The organism is Klebsiella sp. GL120222-02, assembly GCF_003097195.1.
GTDB classification, from domain to species: Bacteria; Pseudomonadota; Gammaproteobacteria; order Enterobacterales; family Enterobacteriaceae; genus Klebsiella; species Klebsiella variicola.
On record NZ_QEQO01000003.1, the window covers coordinates 447968 to 467613 of the forward strand.

21 protein-coding genes and 1 tRNA gene are annotated in these 19646 nt (G+C 57.8%); 16 read left to right on the plus strand and 6 right to left on the minus strand.

The window, feature by feature from the left end; translation table 11 throughout:
- The first annotated feature begins 12 nt into the window (after positions 1-12).
- The 5 genes from N438_RS12115 to hemW are packed head-to-tail and all read left to right on the plus strand — an operon-like array spanning position 13 to position 3323.
- The gene (locus tag N438_RS12115) at positions 13-714 is read left to right on the plus strand and encodes a YggS family pyridoxal phosphate-dependent enzyme (protein WP_023298214.1); all 702 of its coding nucleotides are present in this window, start codon (positions 13-15) and stop codon (positions 712-714) included.
- A gap of 20 nt (positions 715-734) precedes the next feature.
- The gene (locus N438_RS12120; protein WP_004205182.1) at positions 735-1301 is read left to right on the plus strand and encodes a YggT family protein; all 567 of its coding nucleotides are present in this window, start codon (positions 735-737) and stop codon (positions 1299-1301) included.
- Positions 1298-1588 (plus strand): DUF167 family protein YggU, encoded by a 291-nt coding sequence (gene yggU, locus N438_RS12125; protein WP_043876042.1) that lies wholly within the window; start codon positions 1298-1300, stop codon positions 1586-1588. Before N438_RS12120 ends, yggU begins: the two co-directional genes overlap by 4 nt.
- 12 nt (positions 1589-1600) lie before the next feature.
- Positions 1601-2194 carry an XTP/dITP diphosphatase gene (locus N438_RS12130; RefSeq protein WP_116696309.1) on the plus strand — a complete coding sequence of 198 codons (594 nt, stop codon included), beginning with the start codon at positions 1601-1603 and terminating at the stop codon, positions 2192-2194.
- Positions 2187-3323: a radical SAM family heme chaperone HemW gene (gene hemW, locus N438_RS12135; protein WP_016161832.1), complete on the plus strand. Its 1137-nt coding sequence runs from the start codon at positions 2187-2189 to the stop codon at positions 3321-3323. Before N438_RS12130 ends, hemW begins: the two co-directional genes overlap by 8 nt.
- Before the next feature lie 40 nt (positions 3324-3363).
- Here the strand turns inward: hemW and N438_RS12140 are convergent, their stop codons facing one another.
- The 3 genes from N438_RS12140 to trmB are packed head-to-tail and all read right to left on the minus strand — an operon-like array spanning position 3364 to position 5179.
- On the minus strand, positions 3364-4083 hold the full coding sequence (locus N438_RS12140) for a DUF2884 domain-containing protein (protein ID WP_008806471.1): 720 nt from the start codon (positions 4081-4083) through the stop codon (positions 3364-3366).
- 50 nt (positions 4084-4133) lie between these two features.
- Complete coding sequence (locus N438_RS12145) at positions 4134-4460, minus strand: YggL family protein (RefSeq protein ID WP_012967224.1); 327 nt, start codon at positions 4458-4460, stop codon at positions 4134-4136.
- On the minus strand, positions 4460-5179 hold the full coding sequence (trmB, locus tag N438_RS12150; protein ID WP_002916627.1) for a tRNA (guanosine(46)-N7)-methyltransferase TrmB: 720 nt from the start codon (positions 5177-5179) through the stop codon (positions 4460-4462). Before trmB ends, N438_RS12145 begins: the two co-directional genes overlap by 1 nt.
- 136 nt (positions 5180-5315) lie before the next feature.
- Here trmB and mutY point away from each other — a divergent pair, with 136 nt between their 5' ends.
- The 4 genes from mutY (at position 5316) to N438_RS12170 (ending at position 9254) form a co-directional block, all read left to right on the plus strand.
- Positions 5316-6374, plus strand: coding sequence for an A/G-specific adenine glycosylase (mutY, locus tag N438_RS12155; protein ID WP_008806473.1), 1059 nt, complete (start codon positions 5316-5318; stop codon positions 6372-6374).
- A gap of 28 nt (positions 6375-6402) precedes the next feature.
- Positions 6403-6678, plus strand: coding sequence for an oxidative damage protection protein (locus tag N438_RS12160; protein ID WP_004105744.1), 276 nt, complete (start codon positions 6403-6405; stop codon positions 6676-6678).
- A 48-nt stretch (positions 6679-6726) separates the two neighbouring features.
- On the plus strand, positions 6727-7809 hold the full coding sequence (mltC, locus tag N438_RS12165) for a membrane-bound lytic murein transglycosylase MltC (protein ID WP_012540557.1): 1083 nt from the start codon (positions 6727-6729) through the stop codon (positions 7807-7809).
- Between the two features lie 191 nt (positions 7810-8000).
- A complete protein-coding gene (locus N438_RS12170; protein WP_008806476.1) occupies positions 8001-9254 on the plus strand; it encodes a nucleoside permease in 1254 nt (417 codons plus the stop codon).
- A 43-nt stretch (positions 9255-9297) separates the two neighbouring features.
- Here the strand turns inward: N438_RS12170 and N438_RS12175 are convergent, their stop codons facing one another.
- Positions 9298-11436 carry an ornithine decarboxylase gene (locus N438_RS12175; protein WP_116696310.1) on the minus strand — a complete coding sequence of 713 codons (2139 nt, stop codon included), beginning with the start codon at positions 11434-11436 and terminating at the stop codon, positions 9298-9300.
- Between the two features lie 419 nt (positions 11437-11855).
- Here N438_RS12175 and N438_RS12185 point away from each other — a divergent pair, with 419 nt between their 5' ends.
- The 4 genes from N438_RS12185 (at position 11856) to N438_RS12200 (ending at position 15805) form a co-directional block, all read left to right on the plus strand.
- Entirely contained in the window at positions 11856-12569 is a 714-nt protein-coding gene (locus N438_RS12185) for a DUF554 domain-containing protein (protein ID WP_116696311.1), read from the plus strand.
- A gap of 105 nt (positions 12570-12674) precedes the next feature.
- Positions 12675-12750 (plus strand) — tRNA-Phe (locus N438_RS12190).
- A gap of 518 nt (positions 12751-13268) precedes the next feature.
- Positions 13269-14645, plus strand: coding sequence for a cystathionine beta-synthase (locus N438_RS12195; protein ID WP_162542795.1), 1377 nt, complete (start codon positions 13269-13271; stop codon positions 14643-14645).
- A gap of 11 nt (positions 14646-14656) precedes the next feature.
- Positions 14657-15805: a PLP-dependent aspartate aminotransferase family protein gene (locus N438_RS12200; RefSeq protein WP_008806488.1), complete on the plus strand. Its 1149-nt coding sequence runs from the start codon at positions 14657-14659 to the stop codon at positions 15803-15805.
- Here N438_RS12200 and N438_RS12205 read toward each other — a convergent pair whose 3' ends face one another.
- On the minus strand, positions 15806-16717 hold the full coding sequence (locus N438_RS12205) for a LysR family transcriptional regulator (protein WP_012540554.1): 912 nt from the start codon (positions 16715-16717) through the stop codon (positions 15806-15808).
- A 97-nt stretch (positions 16718-16814) separates the two neighbouring features.
- Between N438_RS12205 and N438_RS12210 the strand changes: the two genes are divergently transcribed.
- From N438_RS12210 to N438_RS12220, 3 genes are all read left to right on the plus strand, one after another.
- On the plus strand, positions 16815-17417 hold the full coding sequence (locus N438_RS12210; RefSeq protein ID WP_012540553.1) for a short chain dehydrogenase: 603 nt from the start codon (positions 16815-16817) through the stop codon (positions 17415-17417).
- Positions 17418-17503: 86 nt separating this feature from the next.
- Positions 17504-17848: a hypothetical protein gene (locus N438_RS12215; protein ID WP_012540552.1), complete on the plus strand. Its 345-nt coding sequence runs from the start codon at positions 17504-17506 to the stop codon at positions 17846-17848.
- 199 nt (positions 17849-18047) lie between these two features.
- Positions 18048-18236: a hypothetical protein gene (locus tag N438_RS12220; RefSeq protein ID WP_008806492.1), complete on the plus strand. Its 189-nt coding sequence runs from the start codon at positions 18048-18050 to the stop codon at positions 18234-18236.
- Positions 18237-18432: 196 nt separating this feature from the next.
- On the opposite strand, the gene N438_RS12230 is transcribed toward N438_RS12220, so the two are convergent.
- Positions 18433-19614 (minus strand): PLP-dependent aminotransferase family protein, encoded by a 1182-nt coding sequence (locus N438_RS12230; RefSeq protein WP_032733815.1) that lies wholly within the window; start codon positions 19612-19614, stop codon positions 18433-18435.
- Positions 19615-19646: the final 32 nt, after the last annotated feature.

Consider the following 19646-nt stretch of genomic DNA (forward strand, 5'->3'; position numbering starts at 1 on the left):
CATCCTCGGAATATGAACGATATTGCGCATAACCTGGCACAGGTCCGGGACAAAATCTCCGGTGCCGCCGCTCGTTGCGGGCGTGCGCCAGAAGAAGTGACATTGCTTGCAGTGAGTAAAACAAAACCTGCGAGCGCGATCGAAGAAGCCATCGCGGCAGGCCAGCGGGCATTTGGTGAAAACTACGTCCAGGAGGGCGTGGAGAAGATTAACCATTTCCAGCAGGCCGGCATCAGTGGACTACAGTGGCACTTTATTGGCCCCCTGCAGTCCAACAAAAGCCGGCTGGTGGCAGAGCATTTTGACTGGTGCCACACCGTCGATCGGCTGAAAATCGCCACCCGCCTGAACGAACAGCGCCCGGCGCATCTGCCGCCGCTGAAGGTGCTGATTCAAATCAACATTAGCGATGAGCAGAGCAAATCCGGCATCCCGCTGGAAGCGCTCGATGGATTAGCGGCAGAGATCGCTGAGTTACCTCATCTGGAGCTGCGCGGTCTGATGGCCATCCCCGCGCCTGAGTCAGAATATGTAAGGCAGTTTGCCGTCGCCCAGCAAATGGCGGTAGCATTTGCGCGATTAAAAACGCGGTACCCCACGGTCGATACGTTGTCTCTGGGAATGTCGGACGATATGGAAGCCGCAATCGCGGCGGGAAGCACGATGGTGCGCATCGGCACAGCTATTTTTGGTGCGCGCGACTACAGCAAATAATAAGGAATCTGAGGAACGCCATGAAGACGTTGACTTTCCTGCTTTCAACGGTCATTGAGCTTTACACGATGGTCGTGTTGTTACGCGTCTGGATGCAGTGGGCGCGCTGCGACTTTTACAACCCGTTTTCGCAGTTTGTGGTGAAGGCCACCCAGCCGATTGTCGGGCCGCTGCGCCGGATTATCCCGGCGATGGGGCCAATTGACAGCGCCTCGCTGCTGGTGGCATTTATTCTCTGCGTCATCAAAGCGATCGTGCTGTTTATGGTGATCACCTTCCAGCCGATCATCTGGATCTCCGCCCTGCTTATTCTGCTGAAAACCATCGGCTCATTGATCTTCTGGGTGCTGCTGTTGATGGCGATCATGAGCTGGGTCAGCCAGGGCCGTAGTCCGGTGGAGTACGTGCTGATGCAGCTGGCGGACCCGCTGCTGCGCCCTATCCGCAACCTGCTGCCATCGATGGGCGGTATCGATTTCTCACCGATGGTGCTGGTGCTGCTGCTGTACGTGATTAATATGGGTGTCGCCGAGGTGCTGCAGGCCACCGGTAACGTGCTGCTGCCGGGGCTGTGGATGGCGCTATGAGTGCCGTTGAAACCTGCGCTGACGGGCTGGTGCTGAGGCTGTACATTCAGCCGAAGGCCAGCCGCGATAGCATCGTGGGCGTACATGGCGACGAGCTTAAAGTCGCCATTACCGCCCCGCCCGTTGATGGCCAGGCCAATGCCCACCTGGTGAAATTTCTCGCCAAACAGTTCCGCGTCGCCAAATGCCAGGTACTGATTGAAAAAGGCGAGCTGGGTCGCCATAAGCAAGTTAAAATCATCGCCCCACAACAGATCCCGACTGCGGTCGCGGCGCTAACTGAATAAACAGGATTCATCATGCAAAAAGTCGTCCTCGCGACCGGCAACGCCGGTAAAGTGCGCGAACTGGCCTCGCTGCTGGAAGATTTTGGTCTCGATATCGTCGCTCAGACCGAGCTGGGCGTGGACTCTGCGGAAGAGACCGGCCTGACCTTTATTGAAAACGCGATTCTGAAAGCGCGTCATGCGGCACAGATCACCGGCCTGCCGGCCATCGCTGACGATTCCGGTCTGGCCGTCGATGCTCTTGGCGGCGCGCCGGGTATTTACTCCGCCCGCTATTCCGGCGTCGACGCCACCGACCAGCAGAATCTTGAAAAGCTGCTCGACGCGTTAAAGGACGTGCCGGACGACCAGCGTCAGGCGCAGTTCCACTGTGTGCTGGTCTATCTGCGCCATGCCGAAGATCCCACGCCGCTGGTGTGCCACGGCAGCTGGCCTGGGGTAATCACCCGACAGGCCGCTGGTACAGGTGGCTTCGGCTACGACCCGATCTTCTTCGTCCCGTCCGAAGGGAAAACCGCGGCCGAACTGAGCCGTGAAGAAAAGAGTACGATTTCCCATCGTGGGCAAGCGCTAAAACTGTTACTGGAAGCATTACGTAATGGCTAATTTGCCGCCGCTGAGTCTCTATATTCATATTCCCTGGTGCGTGCAGAAATGCCCGTACTGCGACTTTAATTCGCATGCGCTGAAAGGCGAGGTGCCGCATGACGATTACGTCCAGCATCTGCTAAACGACCTGCAGGCCGATGCGCAATATGCCCAGGGACGGGAAATAGGCACTATTTTTATCGGCGGCGGTACGCCGAGCCTGCTGTCCGGCCCGGCCATGCAAACCCTGCTGGATGGCGTCCGCGCCTGCCTGCCGCTGGCCGCCGGGGCGGAAATCACCATGGAAGCCAACCCGGGCACCGTGGAGGCCGATCGCTTCGTTGATTACCAGCGCGCCGGGGTGAACCGTATCTCCATCGGCGTACAAAGCTTTAGCGAACCGAAGCTGCAGCGCCTGGGGCGGATCCACGGTCCGGAGGAGGCCAAGCGCGCAGCACGTCTCGCCAGCGGTCTCGGCCTGCGCAGCTTCAATCTCGACCTGATGCACGGTCTGCCGGACCAGTCGCTGGAGGAGGCGCTGGACGATCTGCGTCAGGCGATTGCCCTCAACCCGCCGCACCTGTCGTGGTACCAGCTGACCATTGAGCCGAACACCTTGTTCGGCTCCCGGCCGCCGGTGCTGCCGGATGACGACGCGCTATGGGATATTTTCGAGCAGGGGCATCAGCTGCTAAGCGCCGCTGGCTATCAGCAGTACGAGACGTCCGCCTACGCTAAACCGGGCTTCCAGTGTCAGCATAATCTCAACTACTGGCGCTTTGGCGACTACCTCGGCATCGGCTGCGGCGCGCACGGTAAGATAACCTTCCCTGACGGACGCATTCTGCGGACCGCCAAAACCCGCCACCCGCGCGGGTATATGGAAGGCCGTTACCTCGAGCGTCAGCATGATGTGGAAGAGGCGGATAAACCGTTTGAGTTCTTTATGAACCGTTTCCGCCTGCTGGAGGCCGCGCCGCGCGCAGAATTTAGTCGCTATACCGGTCTTGATGAAGCGGCGATCCGCCCGCAGCTGGACGCGGCGATAGCCCAGGGCTATCTGCAGGAAGACGAGCAGAACTGGCAGATTACCGAGCACGGTAAGCTGTTTTTGAATTCCCTGCTTGAGTTATTTCTGAACGAGTAAACGCAGAGGCGGTCCTGCCGGAAAGCGGACCGCCATGTCATTATTTCAGCGAGCCAACCAGCGATTTCCGGCTATCCTCCAGCGAGACCACCCGGCTGCAGACGTCCTTACCAAACTGCTGGAAATCGGCCTCCTGGTTTTTCCATTCATCCTGAATCGCCGTTTGCAGGCCGCCGAGGCTGCCGAGAATGCCCTGCAGCGGGTTGCCGCCGCCTTTGAGCACTGCTTTCGCGCCCATCTCGTTAATACTGTCCTGCAGAATGCCGCCCATCGCCTGATTCACCAGCTGCTGACCATCGGCACGTACCTGGTCGATAGCTTTATAGTGGAAGGTCAGGCCATCGCTGCGGCGCTCAATGATGCGGTTCATCTGTTCTTTCAGCTGCGCATCCAGCTTGGTCAGGCGACCATGCATGCTGCTGTTGGCGCCAACCTGTTCGGTAATGATTTTATCCAGCGCCTTGCGGCCTTTTTCGACTCTCGAGCGCGCGCCTTCGTCAATCCACGGCAGGCTGCTGCGCAGACTGGCCTGATAGTCCTGCGCCTGCTCGCGCTGGGCAGCGCTGAGAGTATAGGTTTTACCGTTAAAGGTCAGGTTGCCGTCCGGTTTTATCACCAGATTGCCGTTTTCCCCTTTCACCTGCACCTGCTGTGGGCTGAGGATCACATCGTCACGCGGCGTGACGCTACACTGGTAGTCCGCATGGGCAGACAAAGCGGTGACGGAGAGCGCCACCGCCAGCAGCGTTTTACGCATCATAAAACTCCCTTAAGACAAAACGGGCCGGCAGTTGCCGACCCTTGTCAAACTTAGTCCCACCAGACGTCAAAAAGTTCGCTGGTGCGCACATCCTCTAACTTACGCGCTTCCAGCCATTGGCGTACGATGGCCTGATGCTCTTCGGTGCACTTACCGATCTCCTGCATGCAGATGAGCCCTTCCCAGGAGAGATAGCCGCTACCGTCGAAGGCCAGCTTGTTCGGCTCAATCACCTCTTCGATCAGATCGTTGACCGTCTGGTCGATCTGCTCTTCGGTGGTCCCTTCCGGGAAACGCCAGGCGACGGAGAAGCCTAACTCCTGAAACTCATCGATATGCATTTTTTTACGCAGACGACGGCTACGATTCTTGGCCATTATTTCACCCTCTCGAACATTAAGTCCCATACGCCGTGGCCGAGACGATGGCCACGCTGTTCAAATTTGGTTACCGGGCGCGATTCCGGGCGCGGTACGTAATCGTTGCTTGCCGACTGGTTACGATAGCCTTCCAGCGAGGACATCACTTCCAGCATATGCACGGCATAGGCTTCCCAGTCGGTCGCCATATGGAAGACGCCGCCGAGTTTCAGTTTGCTTTTGACCAGCTCGGCGAAAGGCGGCTGCACGATACGACGTTTATTATGACGCGCTTTATGCCACGGGTCAGGGAAAAACAGCTGCACCATATTCAGTGAGTTATCCGGGATCATGGTATGCAGCACTTCCACCGCATCGTGACACATCACGCGCAGATTTTGCACACCTTCTTCTTCAGCAGAAGCCAGACAGGCGCCAACGCCCGGGGAGTGCACTTCAATGCCGAGGAAATTCTGTTCCGGTTTGGCTTTTGCCATCGCCACCAGCGAAGCCCCCATGCCGAAACCAATTTCTAGTGTGACCGGCGCGTCGCGGCCAAACAGGGCAGCGAAATCGAGCGGCGCATCGTTGAATTCAACGCCCATCACCGGCCAAATGTTATCCAGCGCATGCTGCTGCCCTTTCGTCAGGCGCCCCTGGCGACGGACGAAGCTACGAATACGGCGCAGCGGGCGGCCGTTTTCATCGAATTCCGGAGAAATGACGTCGTTTTTCATAAAAGTTAAGTCTGCTAGTGAAAGTGTTCGGAAAACGGGCATTATCCAAAGTTACCCGGCGGATGCAAGGGTTTACAGCCACTCGCCCTTGTGCTGCAATCTGCCACCCTGTAATCGCGATCCCGGAGCCATAGCTTTGACTTTTCTCGCCGCGCAATTTTCAGCCCAGGTCCTGGACTGGTACGACAAATACGGGCGTAAAACCCTGCCCTGGCAAATCGCCAAGACGCCCTACAAAGTATGGCTCTCCGAAGTGATGTTGCAACAAACCCAGGTGACCACGGTAATCCCGTATTTTGAACGCTTTATGGCGCGTTTCCCAACGGTGGTTGATTTAGCCAACGCGCCGCTGGATGAGGTGCTGCATCTGTGGACCGGCCTTGGCTACTACGCGCGGGCGCGCAATTTACATAAAGCCGCCCAGCAGGTGGCGACACAGCATGGCGGCATCTTCCCGCAATCCTTTGAGGAAGTGGCCGCGCTGCCCGGCGTCGGGCGTTCAACGGCAGGGGCGATTTTGTCGCTTTCGCTCGGTCAGCATTATCCGATTCTCGACGGCAACGTGAAGCGCGTGCTCGCCCGCTGCTATGCTGTCAGCGGCTGGCCGGGAAAAAAAGAGGTCGAAAAACGGCTGTGGGATATCAGCGAAGAGGTGACCCCGGCGCAAGGGGTAGAACGCTTCAACCAGGCGATGATGGATCTCGGGGCGATGGTTTGCACCCGCTCGAAGCCGAAGTGCGAGCTGTGCCCGTTGAGCAATGGCTGCGTGGCCTACGCGAATCATTCATGGGCGGAATATCCGGGTAAAAAACCGAAGCAGACCATCCCGGAACGCACCGGCTATTTCCTGCTGATGCAGCACGGCGACGAGGTGTTTCTCTCCCAGCGTCCGCCGGTGGGTTTGTGGGGCGGACTATTCTGTTTTCCGCAGTTTGCAGACGAAGCGGAGCTGCGCGAGTGGCTGGCGCAGCGTCAGATAAAGGCCGATAATCTGACGCAATTAACCGCCTTTCGCCACACTTTCAGCCATTTCCACCTGGATATTGTGCCGATGTGGCTTACAGTGCACTCATCTGGCGCATGCATGGATGAAGGCAACGCACTCTGGTATAACTTAGCGCAGCCGCCGTCGGTCGGACTGGCGGCCCCCGTGGAGCGCTTGTTGCAACAGTTAAAAGCCGGAACGCCGGTATAAATTTTTCGGCTATCAAAGAGGAGTAATTATGAGCAGAACCATTTTTTGTACTTTCCTGCAGCGTGAAGCGGACGGCCAGGATTTCCAGCTCTATCCGGGCGAACTCGGGAAGCGCATTTACAACGAAATCTCCAAAGAAGCCTGGGCGCAGTGGCAGCACAAGCAGACCATGCTGATCAACGAGAAAAAACTCAGCATGATGAACCCGGAGCACCGCAAGCTGCTGGAGCAGGAGATGGTGCAGTTCCTGTTTGAAGGGAAAGACGTGCATATCGAAGGCTACACGCCGCCGGAAAAACAGTAAGGGCCCTGCGGCCTTTTAAAAACAAACACAACACGCACGCCCGGAATGATGAAAAAATACTTAGCGCTCGCGCTGATTGCGCCGTTGCTCGTTTCGTGTTCCAGCTCCAATAAAAAAGGCACCGAATACAACGAGGCCTGGGTCAAGGACACGAACGGATTCGATATCCTGATGGGCCAGTTTGCCCATAACATCGAGAACATTTGGGGGTATAACGAAGTCCTGCTCGCCGGGCCGAAGGACTACGTTAAATATACCGATCAATATCAAACCCGCAGCCACATCAACTTTGATGCCGGGACGATCACCGTCGAGACCATCGCGGGCACCGATCCGCGCGGACGACTGCGCCAGGCGATCATCAAAACGCTGCTGATGGGCGATGACCCCAACTCCATTGACCTCTATTCCGACGTCGATGATATTCAGATCTCCAAAGAGCCGTTCCTCTATGGTCAGGTGGTGGATAACACCGGCGCGTCGATTCGCTGGGAGTGGCGCGCCGCGCGCTACGCCGATTATTTGCTGCAAACCCGCCTCAAGAGCCGCAACAATGGCCTGCGCGTGATCTACAGCATCACCATTAACCTGGTACCAAACCACCTCGACAAACGTGCGCATAAATACCTCGGCATGGTGCGCCAGGCCTCGCGTAAATACGGCGTTGATGAGTCGCTGATCCTTGCAATTATGCAAACAGAATCATCGTTTAACCCCTATGCGGTGAGCCACGCGGATGCCATGGGGCTGATGCAGGTCGTCCAGCACAGCGCGGGGAAAGACGTCTTCCGTTCGCAGGGCAAATCCGGCCTGCCGAGCCGCAGCTATCTGTTTGACCCGGCGAATAACATCGATACCGGCACCGCTTATCTGGCGATGCTGAACAATGTTTATCTCGCCGGCATCGATAACCCCACCTCGCGTCGCTACGCGGTGATCACCGCCTATAACGGCGGCGCCGGCAGCGTACTGCGCGTGTTCTCCAGCGATAAAGTCCAGGCGGCGAACATCATTAACAGCATGGCGCCAGGCGACGTCTACCAGACGCTCACCACCCGCCATCCGTCGGCCGAATCGCGCCGGTATCTGTATAAAGTTAACACTGCGCAGAAAAGCTATCGCCGCAAATAACCCCCCTCTCTTACAGGCCCGGACATCGCACTGGGCCTCTCTTTTTTATAGGACATACTTCGTCATATCTTTTCGATTTTCTGCGGCAGTTAACAGAAGCTTCTCACCCCTGAATGATAGAATCGCATCAAAATAACGGTGGTTATGTTATTTAATAAACATAACAAGCCCACATTCGTGAGGATAAATACATGAATCTTAAGCTGCAGCTAAAAATACTGTCGTTCCTGCAGTTCTGCCTTTGGGGGAGCTGGCTGACCACGCTCGGCTCGTACATGTTTGTCACGCTGAAGTTTGACGGCGCGGCAATCGGCGCAGTGTATAGCTCGCTCGGCATCGCCGCCGTCCTGATGCCAACGCTGCTCGGCATCGTCGCCGATAAATGGATCAGCGCCAAATGGGTATACGCCATCTGCCACCTGGTCGGCGCGTTAACGCTGTATCTGGCGGCGCAGGTCACCACGCCGGGCGAGATGTTCCTTGTGATCCTCCTCAACTCGCTGGCCTATATGCCGACGCTGGGGCTGATTAACACCATCTCTTACTATCGCCTGCAGTCGGCGGGGCTGGATATCGTCACCGATTTCCCGCCAATTCGTATCTGGGGCACCATCGGCTTTATCCTCGCCATGTGGGGCGTCAGCTTCTCGGGCTTCGAACTGAGCCATATGCAGTTGTACATTGGCGCGACGCTGTCGGTCTTGCTGGCGCTGTTCACCCTGACGCTGCCGCATATTCCGGTCGCCAACGCCCAGCGCAATCAAAGCTGGACGGAGATGCTGGGGCTTAACGCCTTTGCGCTGTTTAAAAACAAGCGCATGGCTATCTTCTTTATCTTCTCGATGATGCTCGGTGCCGAACTGCAAATCACCAATATGTTCGGCAACACCTTCCTGCATAGCTTCGATAAAGATCCGCTGTTTGCCGGCAGCTTTATCGTCGAGCACGCGTCAGTGCTGATGTCGATTTCGCAGATCTCCGAAACGCTGTTTATCCTGACCATCCCGTTCTTCCTTAGCCGCTACGGCATTAAGAACGTGATGCTGATTAGTATCGTGGCGTGGATGCTGCGCTTCGGCCTGTTCGCCTTTGGCGACCCGACACCGTTCGGCACTGTACTACTGGTGCTGTCGATGATCGTCTACGGCTGCGCCTTCGACTTCTTCAACATCTCCGGTTCGGTGTTCGTTGAGAAAGAGGTTCGTCCGGAAATCCGCGCCAGCGCCCAGGGGATGTTCCTGATGATGACCAACGGCTTCGGCTGTATTCTTGGCGGGATGGTGAGCGGCAAAGTGGTTGAGCACTTTACCGTCGAGGGGATCACTGACTGGCAAAGCGTGTGGCTGATTTTCGCCGGTTATTCGCTGGTGCTGGCCTTTGCCTTCGTGGCGCTGTTCAAATACAAACACGTCAGACAACCGACCGCCGCTCAGCAGAGCGCGTGATCGTCAAAAGCAAAACGCCCCGCCTGTTCAGCGGGGCGTTTTTTTATCCCTTCAGCACGTAGCCATACAGCCGCTTAATGCCATCCGGATCCGTCTCGCTGTAAACCCCCTGCAGCTCCGGTGAGAAGCCCGGCAGCATATTGACCCCCTCCTCCAGCGCGAGGAAATAGCGCAGTACTGCCCCGCCCCAGATCTCGCCGGGCACCACGCATAATACCCCCGGCGGATAGGGCAGCGCCCCTTCAGCCGCGACGCGGCCTTCCGCTTCGCTCAGACGCACCAGCTCCACGTTGCCGCGGATAAATTCGCGGTTAGCATCCTGCGGATTCATCACCACGCGCGGGAAGCTCCGTTTACGGAACATCTCCTTTTGCAGGCTCTTCACATCAAAGCTGACGTACAGATCGTGCATCTCCTGGCACAGCTCGCGGAGGGTGTAATCGCGATAGCGCACCGGATATTTGTTGTAGATGGTCGGCAGCACGTCAGCCAGCGGCCTATCCGACTCAATATGCTGTTCGAACTGCCCCAGCATCGCCACCAGCTGCGCCATTTTTTCGGCGCTCTCCGCCGGCGTCAGCAGGAACAGAATCGAGTTGAGATCGCACTTCTCCGGCACGATGCCGTTTTCACGCAGATAATGCGCCAGAATGGTTGCCGGGATGCCAAACTCACTGTACTCCCCACTTTCAGCGTCAATGCCCGGGGTGGTCAGCAACAGCTTGCATGGGTCGACAAAATACTGGTCGTCCGCATAGCCCTCAAAACCATGCCAGCGCGCGTCGGGTTCGAAGCTGAAGAAGCGGCGCTCCCGGGCGATCGCCTCGGTCGGGTGATCCTGCCATGGACGCCCCGCCACCACTGGCGGAATAAAGGGCTGGATCATCTTGCAGTTAGCGATGATCGCTTTCCGCGCCTCAATGCCCAGCGCCACACACTCGGCCCACAGGCGGCGGCCGCTCTCACCTTCATGAATTTTGGCGTTGACGTCCAGCGCGGCAAACAGCGGATAGAACGGGCTGGTGGAGGCATGCAGCATAAAGGCGTTATTCAGCCGCTTGTGCGGACAGAAACGCGCCTGGCCGCGCAGATGGTTATCCTTTTTATGGATCTGCGACGTCTGTGAGAAGCCGGCCTGCTGCTTGTGCACGGACTGGGTGACAAAAATACCCGGATCGTCCGGGGTCAGCTCCAGCAGCAGCGGCGAGCAGTCGGCCATCATCGGGATAAATTGCTCATAGCCCACCCACGCCGAGTCGAACAGGATGTAATCGCAGAGGTGGCCTATTTTATCCACCACCTGGCGGGCGTTATAGACCGTGCCGTCGTAGGTCCCCAGCTGGATCACCGCCAGACGAAACGGGCGGGAGGCATTGGCTTTCTCAGGCGCCGCTTCGCGGATGAGATCCCGCAGGTAATGCTCATCAAAGCAGCGCTCGTCAATGCCGCCGATAAAACCGAACGGATTGCGCGCGGCTTCAAGATAGACCGGCGTCGCCCCCGCCTGAATCAGCGCCCCGTGATGGTTTGACTTGTGGTTGTTACGATCGAACAGCACCAGATCGCCGCGGGTCAACAGCGCATTGGTCACGACTTTGTTGGCCGCCGAGGTGCCGTTGAGGACGAAGTAGGTTTTATCCGCATTGAACACTTTCGCAGCGAACTTCTGCGCGTGCTTGGCCGACCCTTCGTGGATCAGCAGATCGCCTAATTTCACGTCGGCGTTGCACATGTCGGCGCGAAAGACATTTTCGCCAAAAAAGTCATAGAACTGACGGCCTGCAGGGTGCTTTTTGAAAAACGCCCCGTGCTGATGCCCCGGACAGGCAAAAGTGCTGTTATCCATCTCGACGTACTGGGTCAGAGTATTGAAAAACGGCGGCAGCAGACGCGCTTCATAATCACAGGCCGCCGCCTCCAGCTCCAGCCACTCCTGATCTTTACCGGCGATCACCGCCTGCACCCCCTCTGGCCTCTCGACCGCCGTCTCACTCAGCAGGTAGACCGGCAGATTAAATCCGCTGCGTCTGAGGAGAGCAAGGATGCCGCTGCGACTGTCCGCCGCGGTGATGACGACTGCCGCCACATCGGTAAAATCGGTACTGTCCAGCGCCACAACGCGACGGTGGGTGGACAAGCGGGTGACCAGCTCGCAGCTGGCGGCAATGTGCATGGATTTCATAAGCGCAAATGCCCGTATCGGGAGTGTAAAAATCTCAGACAAGGAAACCTTGCCCAACGATGTGTCCGGGTCTGACGGATTTCAGCTCCGACCGCCGGACATCAGTAAAAGCAGACGCGTCCGATCTTACTGTTGCCCTACAGTGAGCATACGTGTCCTTCACCGCATGGTGAACAGAGGGGTAAGCGTAGCAAGATGAGGCAGCCCGCGCATCTGTGCGCGACGTCGCTGGCGAGATAATGGCAGTGTCGTCATCGGCGGCCTCATATCAGGGAGGAGAAAATTCGCGCAATCATGGCACCTTTCCCGAACAGGCGCAAGATGAAAACCGTATGCACTTATATCACGGATACACAAGCTTTCGCGGCGGGTTAACGTCATAATAATGCGGTTATCAGGGATATTTAACAGGAGTCAGCGTGGTTACAGGACCTTTTATTAACGCCAGCGCGGTGCTGGTCGGCGGTGTGCTGGGCGCCTTGCTCAGTCAACGGTTGCCGGAACGGATCCGCACATCAATGACCTCAATTTTTGGCCTGGCGTCATTAGGCATCGGCATTTTACTGGTCATTAAGTGCGCCAATCTGCCAGTGATGGTGCTGTCGACCCTGGTGGGGACGCTGCTCGGCGAAATATGCAATATGGAAAAAGGCATCAATACGCTGGTCAGTAAACTCCAGCAGTTGATGTCAGCGAAAGGCAAGAAAAAGGCTTCGGCTCATGAGTCTTATATTCAGAGCTATGTGGCGATTATCGTCCTGTTCTGCGCCAGCGGCACCGGCGTCTTCGGCGCCATGCGCGAAGGGATGACTGGCGACGCCAGCATTCTGATTGCTAAAGCGTTTCTCGACTTTTTCACTGCCACCATTTTCGCCTGCACCCTGGGCATTGCCGTCGCCGCCATCAGCGTGCCGATGCTGCTCATCCAGCTGACTCTTGCGGCCTGCGCGGCGATCATTATACCGCTTACTACCCCGATGATGCTGGCGGATTTCAGCGCCGTCGGCGGTATGCTGCTGGTGGCCACCGGGCTGCGCATCTGCGGGATAAAAATGTTTGCGGTGGTGAATATGCTGCCTGCGCTGGTGCTGGCGATGCCAATTTCAGCGGCCTGGACGCTGTTTTTTGCCTGAAGACGCGTGCTTTTAGCGCAATGTGGTGATAGATTGTTCAGTCTGCTGCAAAACAGATAAATTTCGTTGACGAGGCGCGGCGATTACGGTTTAATGCGCCCCGTTGCCCGGATAGCTCAGTCGGTAGAGCAGGGGATTGAAAATCCCCGTGTCCTTGGTTCGATTCCGAGTCCGGGCACCACTTATTCAGAGAACCCAGCCTATGGCTGGGTTTTTGCTTTTCTACGACCGGACTCTCCATCGAACTCCATTCGATTATTCGCCGCACAGCGGCTCACCCCTTCGGGGCCAGCGCGACACGCGCGCTGTTCAACGCCTGCGGCGTTAGTCCGAGTCCGGGCACCACTTATTCAGAGAACCCAGCCTATGGCTGGGTTTTTGCTTTTCTGCGCCCTATATCTGTGGGTTTCTACCACGCCGTATCCTCTGTGCCATTAAGACCTATTCCCCATAGAATCTTTTCGAAAATACATTTTCAGATATCAGATAACACGCTGATTAAAATCGCCATTTTCTCGCCAAAAGCGGCTAAAAACGCCCTTTTCTGGCAATCGATCCGCCCAGGTGGCTACCCTGCTTTCCCTCCAGATGGCCAAATAGCATCTTATATTCCATTTGACGCTAACAGGCAGAGAAATGTTCTTTAAATTACCGTTTTCACAGCTCTACCATGCAAAAGTATCTTAAACGAGTGGGTAAATGGTTATGTCACTGTTTCATTCCGTGAGCGACCTGATCGGTCATACTCCCCTGCTCCAGTTGCACAAACTGGATACCGGCCCCTGCAGTCTGTTTTTAAAACTGGAAAATCAGAATCCCGGCGGGTCAATTAAAGATCGCGTTGCGCTGTCGATGATTAATGAAGCCGAGCGCCAGGGAAAACTGGCGCCCGGAGGAACGATAATCGAAGCCACCGCCGGCAACACCGGCCTCGGCCTGGCGCTGATCGCGGCGCAGAAAAATTACCGGCTGATCCTGGTGGTGCCGGACAAAATGAGCCGCGAGAAAATCTTTCACCTGCGGGCGCTGGGCGCGACGGTGCTGCTCACCCGTTCCGACGTCAATAAAGGCCATCCGGCCTATTATCAGGATTATGCCCGCCGCCTTGCCGATGAAACGCCGGGCGCCTTTTATATCGACCAGTTTAATAACGACGCCAATCCGCTGGCCCATGCCACCTCCACTGCGCCGGAGCTTTATCAGCAGCTGGAGGGCGATATCGACGCCGTCGTCGTCGGCGTCGGCTCCGGCGGTACGCTGGGCGGGCTTCAGGCCTGGTTTGCTGAACACTCGCCGAAAACGGAATTTATTCTCGCCGATCCGGCGGGTTCGATCCTTGCCGATCAGGTCGATACCGGACGCTACGGCGAAACGGGATCCTGGCTGGTCGAAGGGATCGGCGAAGATTTTATCCCGCCGCTGGCCAGGCTGGAGGGGGTACATACCGCGTATCGCATCAGCGACCGCGAAGCGTTCCAGACTGCGCGCCAGCTGCTGCAGGTCGAGGGCGTGCTGGCCGGCTCTTCCACCGGCACCTTGCTCAGCGCCGCCCTGCGCTACTGCCGGGCACAAAGCCGTCCGAAACGGGTGGTGACCTTCGCCTGTGATAGCGGCAATAAATACCTGTCCAAAATGTTCAACGATGACTGGATGCGCCAGCAAGGACTGATCGCCCGGCCCGAACAGGGCGATCTCAGTGATTTTATCGCCCTGCGCCATGACGAAGGCGCCACCGTCACGGCCGCGCCGGACGACACCCTGGCCGCAGTCTTTACCCGCATGCGGCTGTATGACATCTCCCAACTGCCGGTGCTGGAGGATGGCCACGTGGTCGGCATTGTCGATGAGTGGGATTTGATCCGCCACGTACAGGGCGATCGCCAACGCTTCTCCCTGCCGGTCAGCGAAGCGATGAGCCGCCATGTTGAAACTCTCGATAAGCGTGCGCCAGAGAGCGAACTGCAGGCTATTCTCGATCGCGGTCTGGTGGCGGTGATCGCTGACAATGCGCGTTTTCTTGGCCTGGTCACCCGCAGCGATGTACTAACCGCCTGGCGTAACCGAGTCGCACAATAAGGAATTTTTTTATGTCATCTATCCACACCCTGAGCGTACATAGCGGAACCTTCACCGACAGCCACGGCGCAGTGATGCCGCCGATTTACGCCACCTCCACTTTTGCTCAGCCGGCGCCGGGGCAGCATACCGGCTATGAATATTCCCGCAGCGGGAACCCTACCCGCCACGCGCTGGAGACGGCGATCGCCGACCTGGAAAACGGCACGCGCGGCTACGCGTTCGCCTCCGGGCTGGCCGCCATCTCCACCGTGCTGGAGCTGCTGGATAAGGACAGTCACCTGGTGGCGGTCGATGATGTGTATGGCGGCACTTACCGCCTGCTGGAAAACGTGCGCCGCCGTAGCGCTGGTCTGCAGGTGAGCTGGGTGAAACCCGACGACCTGAAGGGGATTGAAGCGGCGATCCGCCCCGATACGCGCATGATCTGGGTGGAAACGCCCACCAACCCGCTGCTGAAGCTGGCGGATCTCAGCGCCATCGCCGCCATCGCGCGACGCCATAACCTGATCAGCGTCGCCGATAACACCTTCGCCTCGCCGGCGATCCATCGCCCGCTGGAGCATGGATTTGATATTGTGGTGCACTCCGCGACCAAATACCTCAACGGCCATTCCGATGTCGTCGCCGGCCTGGCGGTGGTTGGCGATAACTCCGAGCTCGCGGAAAAGCTTGGCTATCTGCAGAATGCGGTAGGCGGTGTACTCGACCCGTTCAGCAGCTTCCTGACGCTACGTGGTATCCGTACCCTGGCGCTGCGGATGGAGCGCCACAGCGCGAACGCGCTGCAGCTCGCCGAATGGCTGGAACAGCAGCCGGAAGTGGAGCGAGTCTGGTTCCCCTGGCTGGCCTCGCACCCGCATCATCAGCTGGCGCGCCAGCAAATGGCGCTGCCCGGCGGCATGATTTCGGTGGTGGTGAAGGGCGATGAAGGTTACGCCGAGCGCATTATCAGCAAGCTGCGCTGGTTTACGCTTGCGGAGAGCCTGGGCGGCGTGGAGAGTCTGGTGAGCCAGCCCTTCAGCATGACCCATGCCTCGATCCCGCTGGAGAAACGTCTGGCGAACGGCATCACGCCGCAGTTGATCCGCCTGTCGGTGGGGATCGAAGATCCCAACGATCTGATTGCCGACTGGCAGCAGGCGCTGCGGGAGGAGTGATTATTCCGACGCGCGGGTCATTGTCAGCGCGTCGGCCATTCCCTGCTGAAGATGGGCGATAAACTGCGTCAGCTTCGGCAGGGGCCGACGATCCTGGCGCCAGAGCAGATGCACGGGTCTCGGCTGCGGGGTCCAGGCCTCCAGCACCCGCACCAGGCTGCCGCTGGCCAGCGCATCGGCCAGCAGCACCTCCGGCTGCATCAGCAGCCCGGCCCCGGCGATTGCCGCCTGGCGCAGCGCGTAACCATCATTGCAGCGTAAAATCGCATCGCGTTTCCAGCGCACTTCCCCCTCTATGCCCGGCAGTCGCCACTCATTGCGGGCGGTCCAGACCGTATGGGACAGGCAGAGATGATCGGCGAGATCCTCTGGCGTCCCGGGGGTCCCGTAACGCGCCAGATAAGCCGGCGCGGCGCAGATCACCATCCGATACGGCGCCAGATAGCGGGCCACCAGATCCTCCTGATGGATCTCGCCAATGCGGATCGCCAGATCGACCCCCTCATCCACCAGATCGACCATCCGGTTAGTCAGATCCAGTTCCACCCGGACCGCAGGCCAGGCCTGCAGGAAGGTGGCGGTCAGGGGCGCGATCACGCTGGCGCCAAACGAGGTGGGGGCGCTCACCCGCAGGGTGCCGGCGGGCGCCAGCCGCAGCCGCTCGACCGCGCTTTCGGCGATGGAGACCTGCTCCATCACCCGTTTCGCTTCGTCAAAATAGACCCGCCCGGCGTCGGTGAGGCTCTGGCGTCGGGTGTTACGCTCCAGCAGACGCGTCGCCAGCTGGCTTTCCAGCTGGGCGATATATTTCCCGACCATCACCGCCGACAGCCCCAGGCGCGACGCCGCCCCGGTAAAGCTGCCGCACTCCACCACGGCAATAAACGTCTCCATCCCTCGCAGCTTATCCATATTGCTAACCTCTGGTTAGTAATGTTCTAACTTTTAGCCAGTTTATCCGATATTCGTTTTATTAAAGAATAGCGTCTCACCTCATCAGGAGACAGCCATGAAAATTATCGTTATCGGTGCCAGCGGCACCATCGGTCGCGCGGTCAGCGAAGAGCTGAGCCAGAGACATGACGTTATCCGCGTCGGCCGCACCCGGGGAGATTATCAGGTGGATATCACCTCGCAGGAGAGCGTCGAGGCGCTATTTGCCCAAACGGGCGAAGTAGATGCGATTGTCTCCACCACCGGCAATCTGCACTTTGGGCCGTTAAGCACCATGACCGACAGTCAGTTCAACCTCGGGCTGCAGGACAAGCTGCTGGGGCAAATTCGCCTGGCGCTGATCGGGCAGCATTTCCTGCGTGACGGCGGGTCGATTACTCTGGTCAGCGGTATTGTCGCCCAGGAGCCCATTGCTCAGGGCGTCAATGCCACGACGGTCAACGCCGGTCTGGAAGGCTTTGTGCGCGCCGCCGCCTGCGAACTGCCACGCGGGATCCGCATCAATCTCATTAGCCCCACCGTGCTCAGCGAGTCGCTGGCGGCCTACGGCGACTTTTTCCCGGGCTTTGCCAGCGTCCCCGCCGCCGCCGTGGCGCAGGCCTATCGTCGCAGCATTGAAGGCGTTCAGACCGGCCGCATCTACCCGGTCGGCTACTAGCCTGCGCCGGCCCGCCGGGGCCGGCGCTTACATCAGGCCGTCATTGCAGGTACACTGACGGCTGATTGTCTCCGACCGAAAAACTGATGTTGAAAAAATTACCTTTTATTATCCCGCTTTTGGCGCTTATCGCGCTGCTGGTCTGGTGGTTCACCCCGCATTACACCGCAGATGAAGAAGCCTACTACCGGGCAGTCTTTTGCATGATCGATCATGACGACAGCCGCCAGTTCCTCCACGATATGCAAAATATCGTCGAAGGGGGAAATTCGGACTATGCATTGCATAAAACCCATTACCTGCCGGCGCTGGGGCAGCGGATGCTGGACACCTGGCGCCAGCTCAGCGCGCAGGAGCAGCAAACACTGGGCGAAGATCGGCAGCGCTGTGGCGAGATATTGCGCGAAAAACAGCAGGGAAAATCATCCTGATGGGGGGCGAAATCGCAGTATATCTTCAGCGTCGAATGAGATTGTGCTGTTGGTAGCCAGATGACCGCCATAAAACACCCCGCTCTTGCGGGGCCGCGATATGACGTTTTTTTCTGCTGCGACATACTATAAAAAGTAGTTGATCTGGTACGAACTAACTCTTATTTTGCTTCTCAGTTTTCAAAATGAGATAAAACTGATGCCAGTCATTATTGCCAGTAGTATTAAAGAAGCCAACGCATTGATTAACGGTGGGAAATACAGGGAAATTATTCTCAACTTCGATATTGATGCCGATGACTTTTTCTCTCTCGCCAGCCATTCTGCTGGGACAAAAATCTCCATCTCCGACCGAAACGATCGCTCTCCGGTAAAATCAGAAAAATAATTAACCCGCGAGGGACATTTATGTGGTTGTTTATTGGCACCTTTGCGGTTGCTTTTCTCGCATCGCTGATGCTGGTCTGGCTGGATGACCGGATCGCCGAGACAGATTGACCCTGGCGCTGGACGCTAACGTCAGTTCCTCCCGCTCTCGCCGCGAAGGGCTGTGCGCCGTCGTTAAGCGGCGCACAGCAGAGTCATTACAGGGAGGCCGCCAGCCGCTCAACGGCCGTCAGCAACCCGGCCTCAGACACCGTGGAGTAGGAGAGACGCAGAGTACGGGTATCCGGCTTATCGTGATAGAACGCTTCGCCAGGAACGTAGACTACGCCGTTTTCCAGCGTTTTCTTCATCCATTCCATGGTATCGAACGGATAGCGGAAACGCGCCCACAGGAACATGCCCCCCTGCGGGCGGCTGAATTCCAGGTGCTCGCCAAGGCGGCTTTCCAGCGCGTCGGCCAGCGCCACACACTTCTTGCGGTAGTCTTCGCGAATCAACGCGATCTGGTTCTCCAGCCGGTTCATGCCGAGGTACTCCGCGGTGATCACCTGCGAAAGCATATTGGTATGCAGATCCGCCGCCTGCTTGACGATCACCGTCTGCTGCGCCAGCCAGTCCGGCATCACGACCCAGCCGATGCGCATCCCCGGCGCGAGGATCTTCGAAAAGGTCGAGGTGTAGACCACCTGATCTTCACAGCCCAGCTCAACCGCGTGCTGATAGAGCGGGCGTCGAACGGCGTCAGTGAAGCTAATTTCGCCATAGGGATCGTCTTCCAGAATGACGAAGTCATATTTTTTCGCCAGCTCAACCAGGTGACGACGACGCGTCTCGCTCAGCGTTTTGCCGCCGGGGTTGCCGAACGTCGGCACCAGATAAACGGCTTTGACGCGGGTGGTCTCCAGCAGGTCGGCCAGTTGCTCCACCAGCATCCCGTCATCATCGGTGTCGACACTGAGAATATTGGCCTGCGCCAGCTGAAACACCTGCAGCGCCGCCAGATAGGTAGGACGCTCAACGACAATAGTGTCACCTGGATCGAGCAGCGTACGAGCAACGATATCCAGCGATTGCTGCGAGCCGGAGGTGATATAGACCTGAGCGGGAGAACAGGTCACGCCACGGGAGTGACAGATTTCACTCACCGCCTGGCGCAACGGCGGGTAGCCCTCCGTCAGACCGTACTGGAATGCGTCATGAAAACGTTCGCTCATCACCTTCTGCACCGCCAGCTCCAGGCCTTCGGTATCAAACAATTCCGGGGCCGGAATGCCGCCGCCAAGCGAGATCACGCCGGGCAGTTTACTGTGCTTGAGAAGTTCGCGGACGGCGGAGGGCTTGAGTTCACCCGCGCGGGCGGCGAGACGCCGATCGTGCATACTATTTTCCTTTTCTGTCTTGTTGTTGTGTT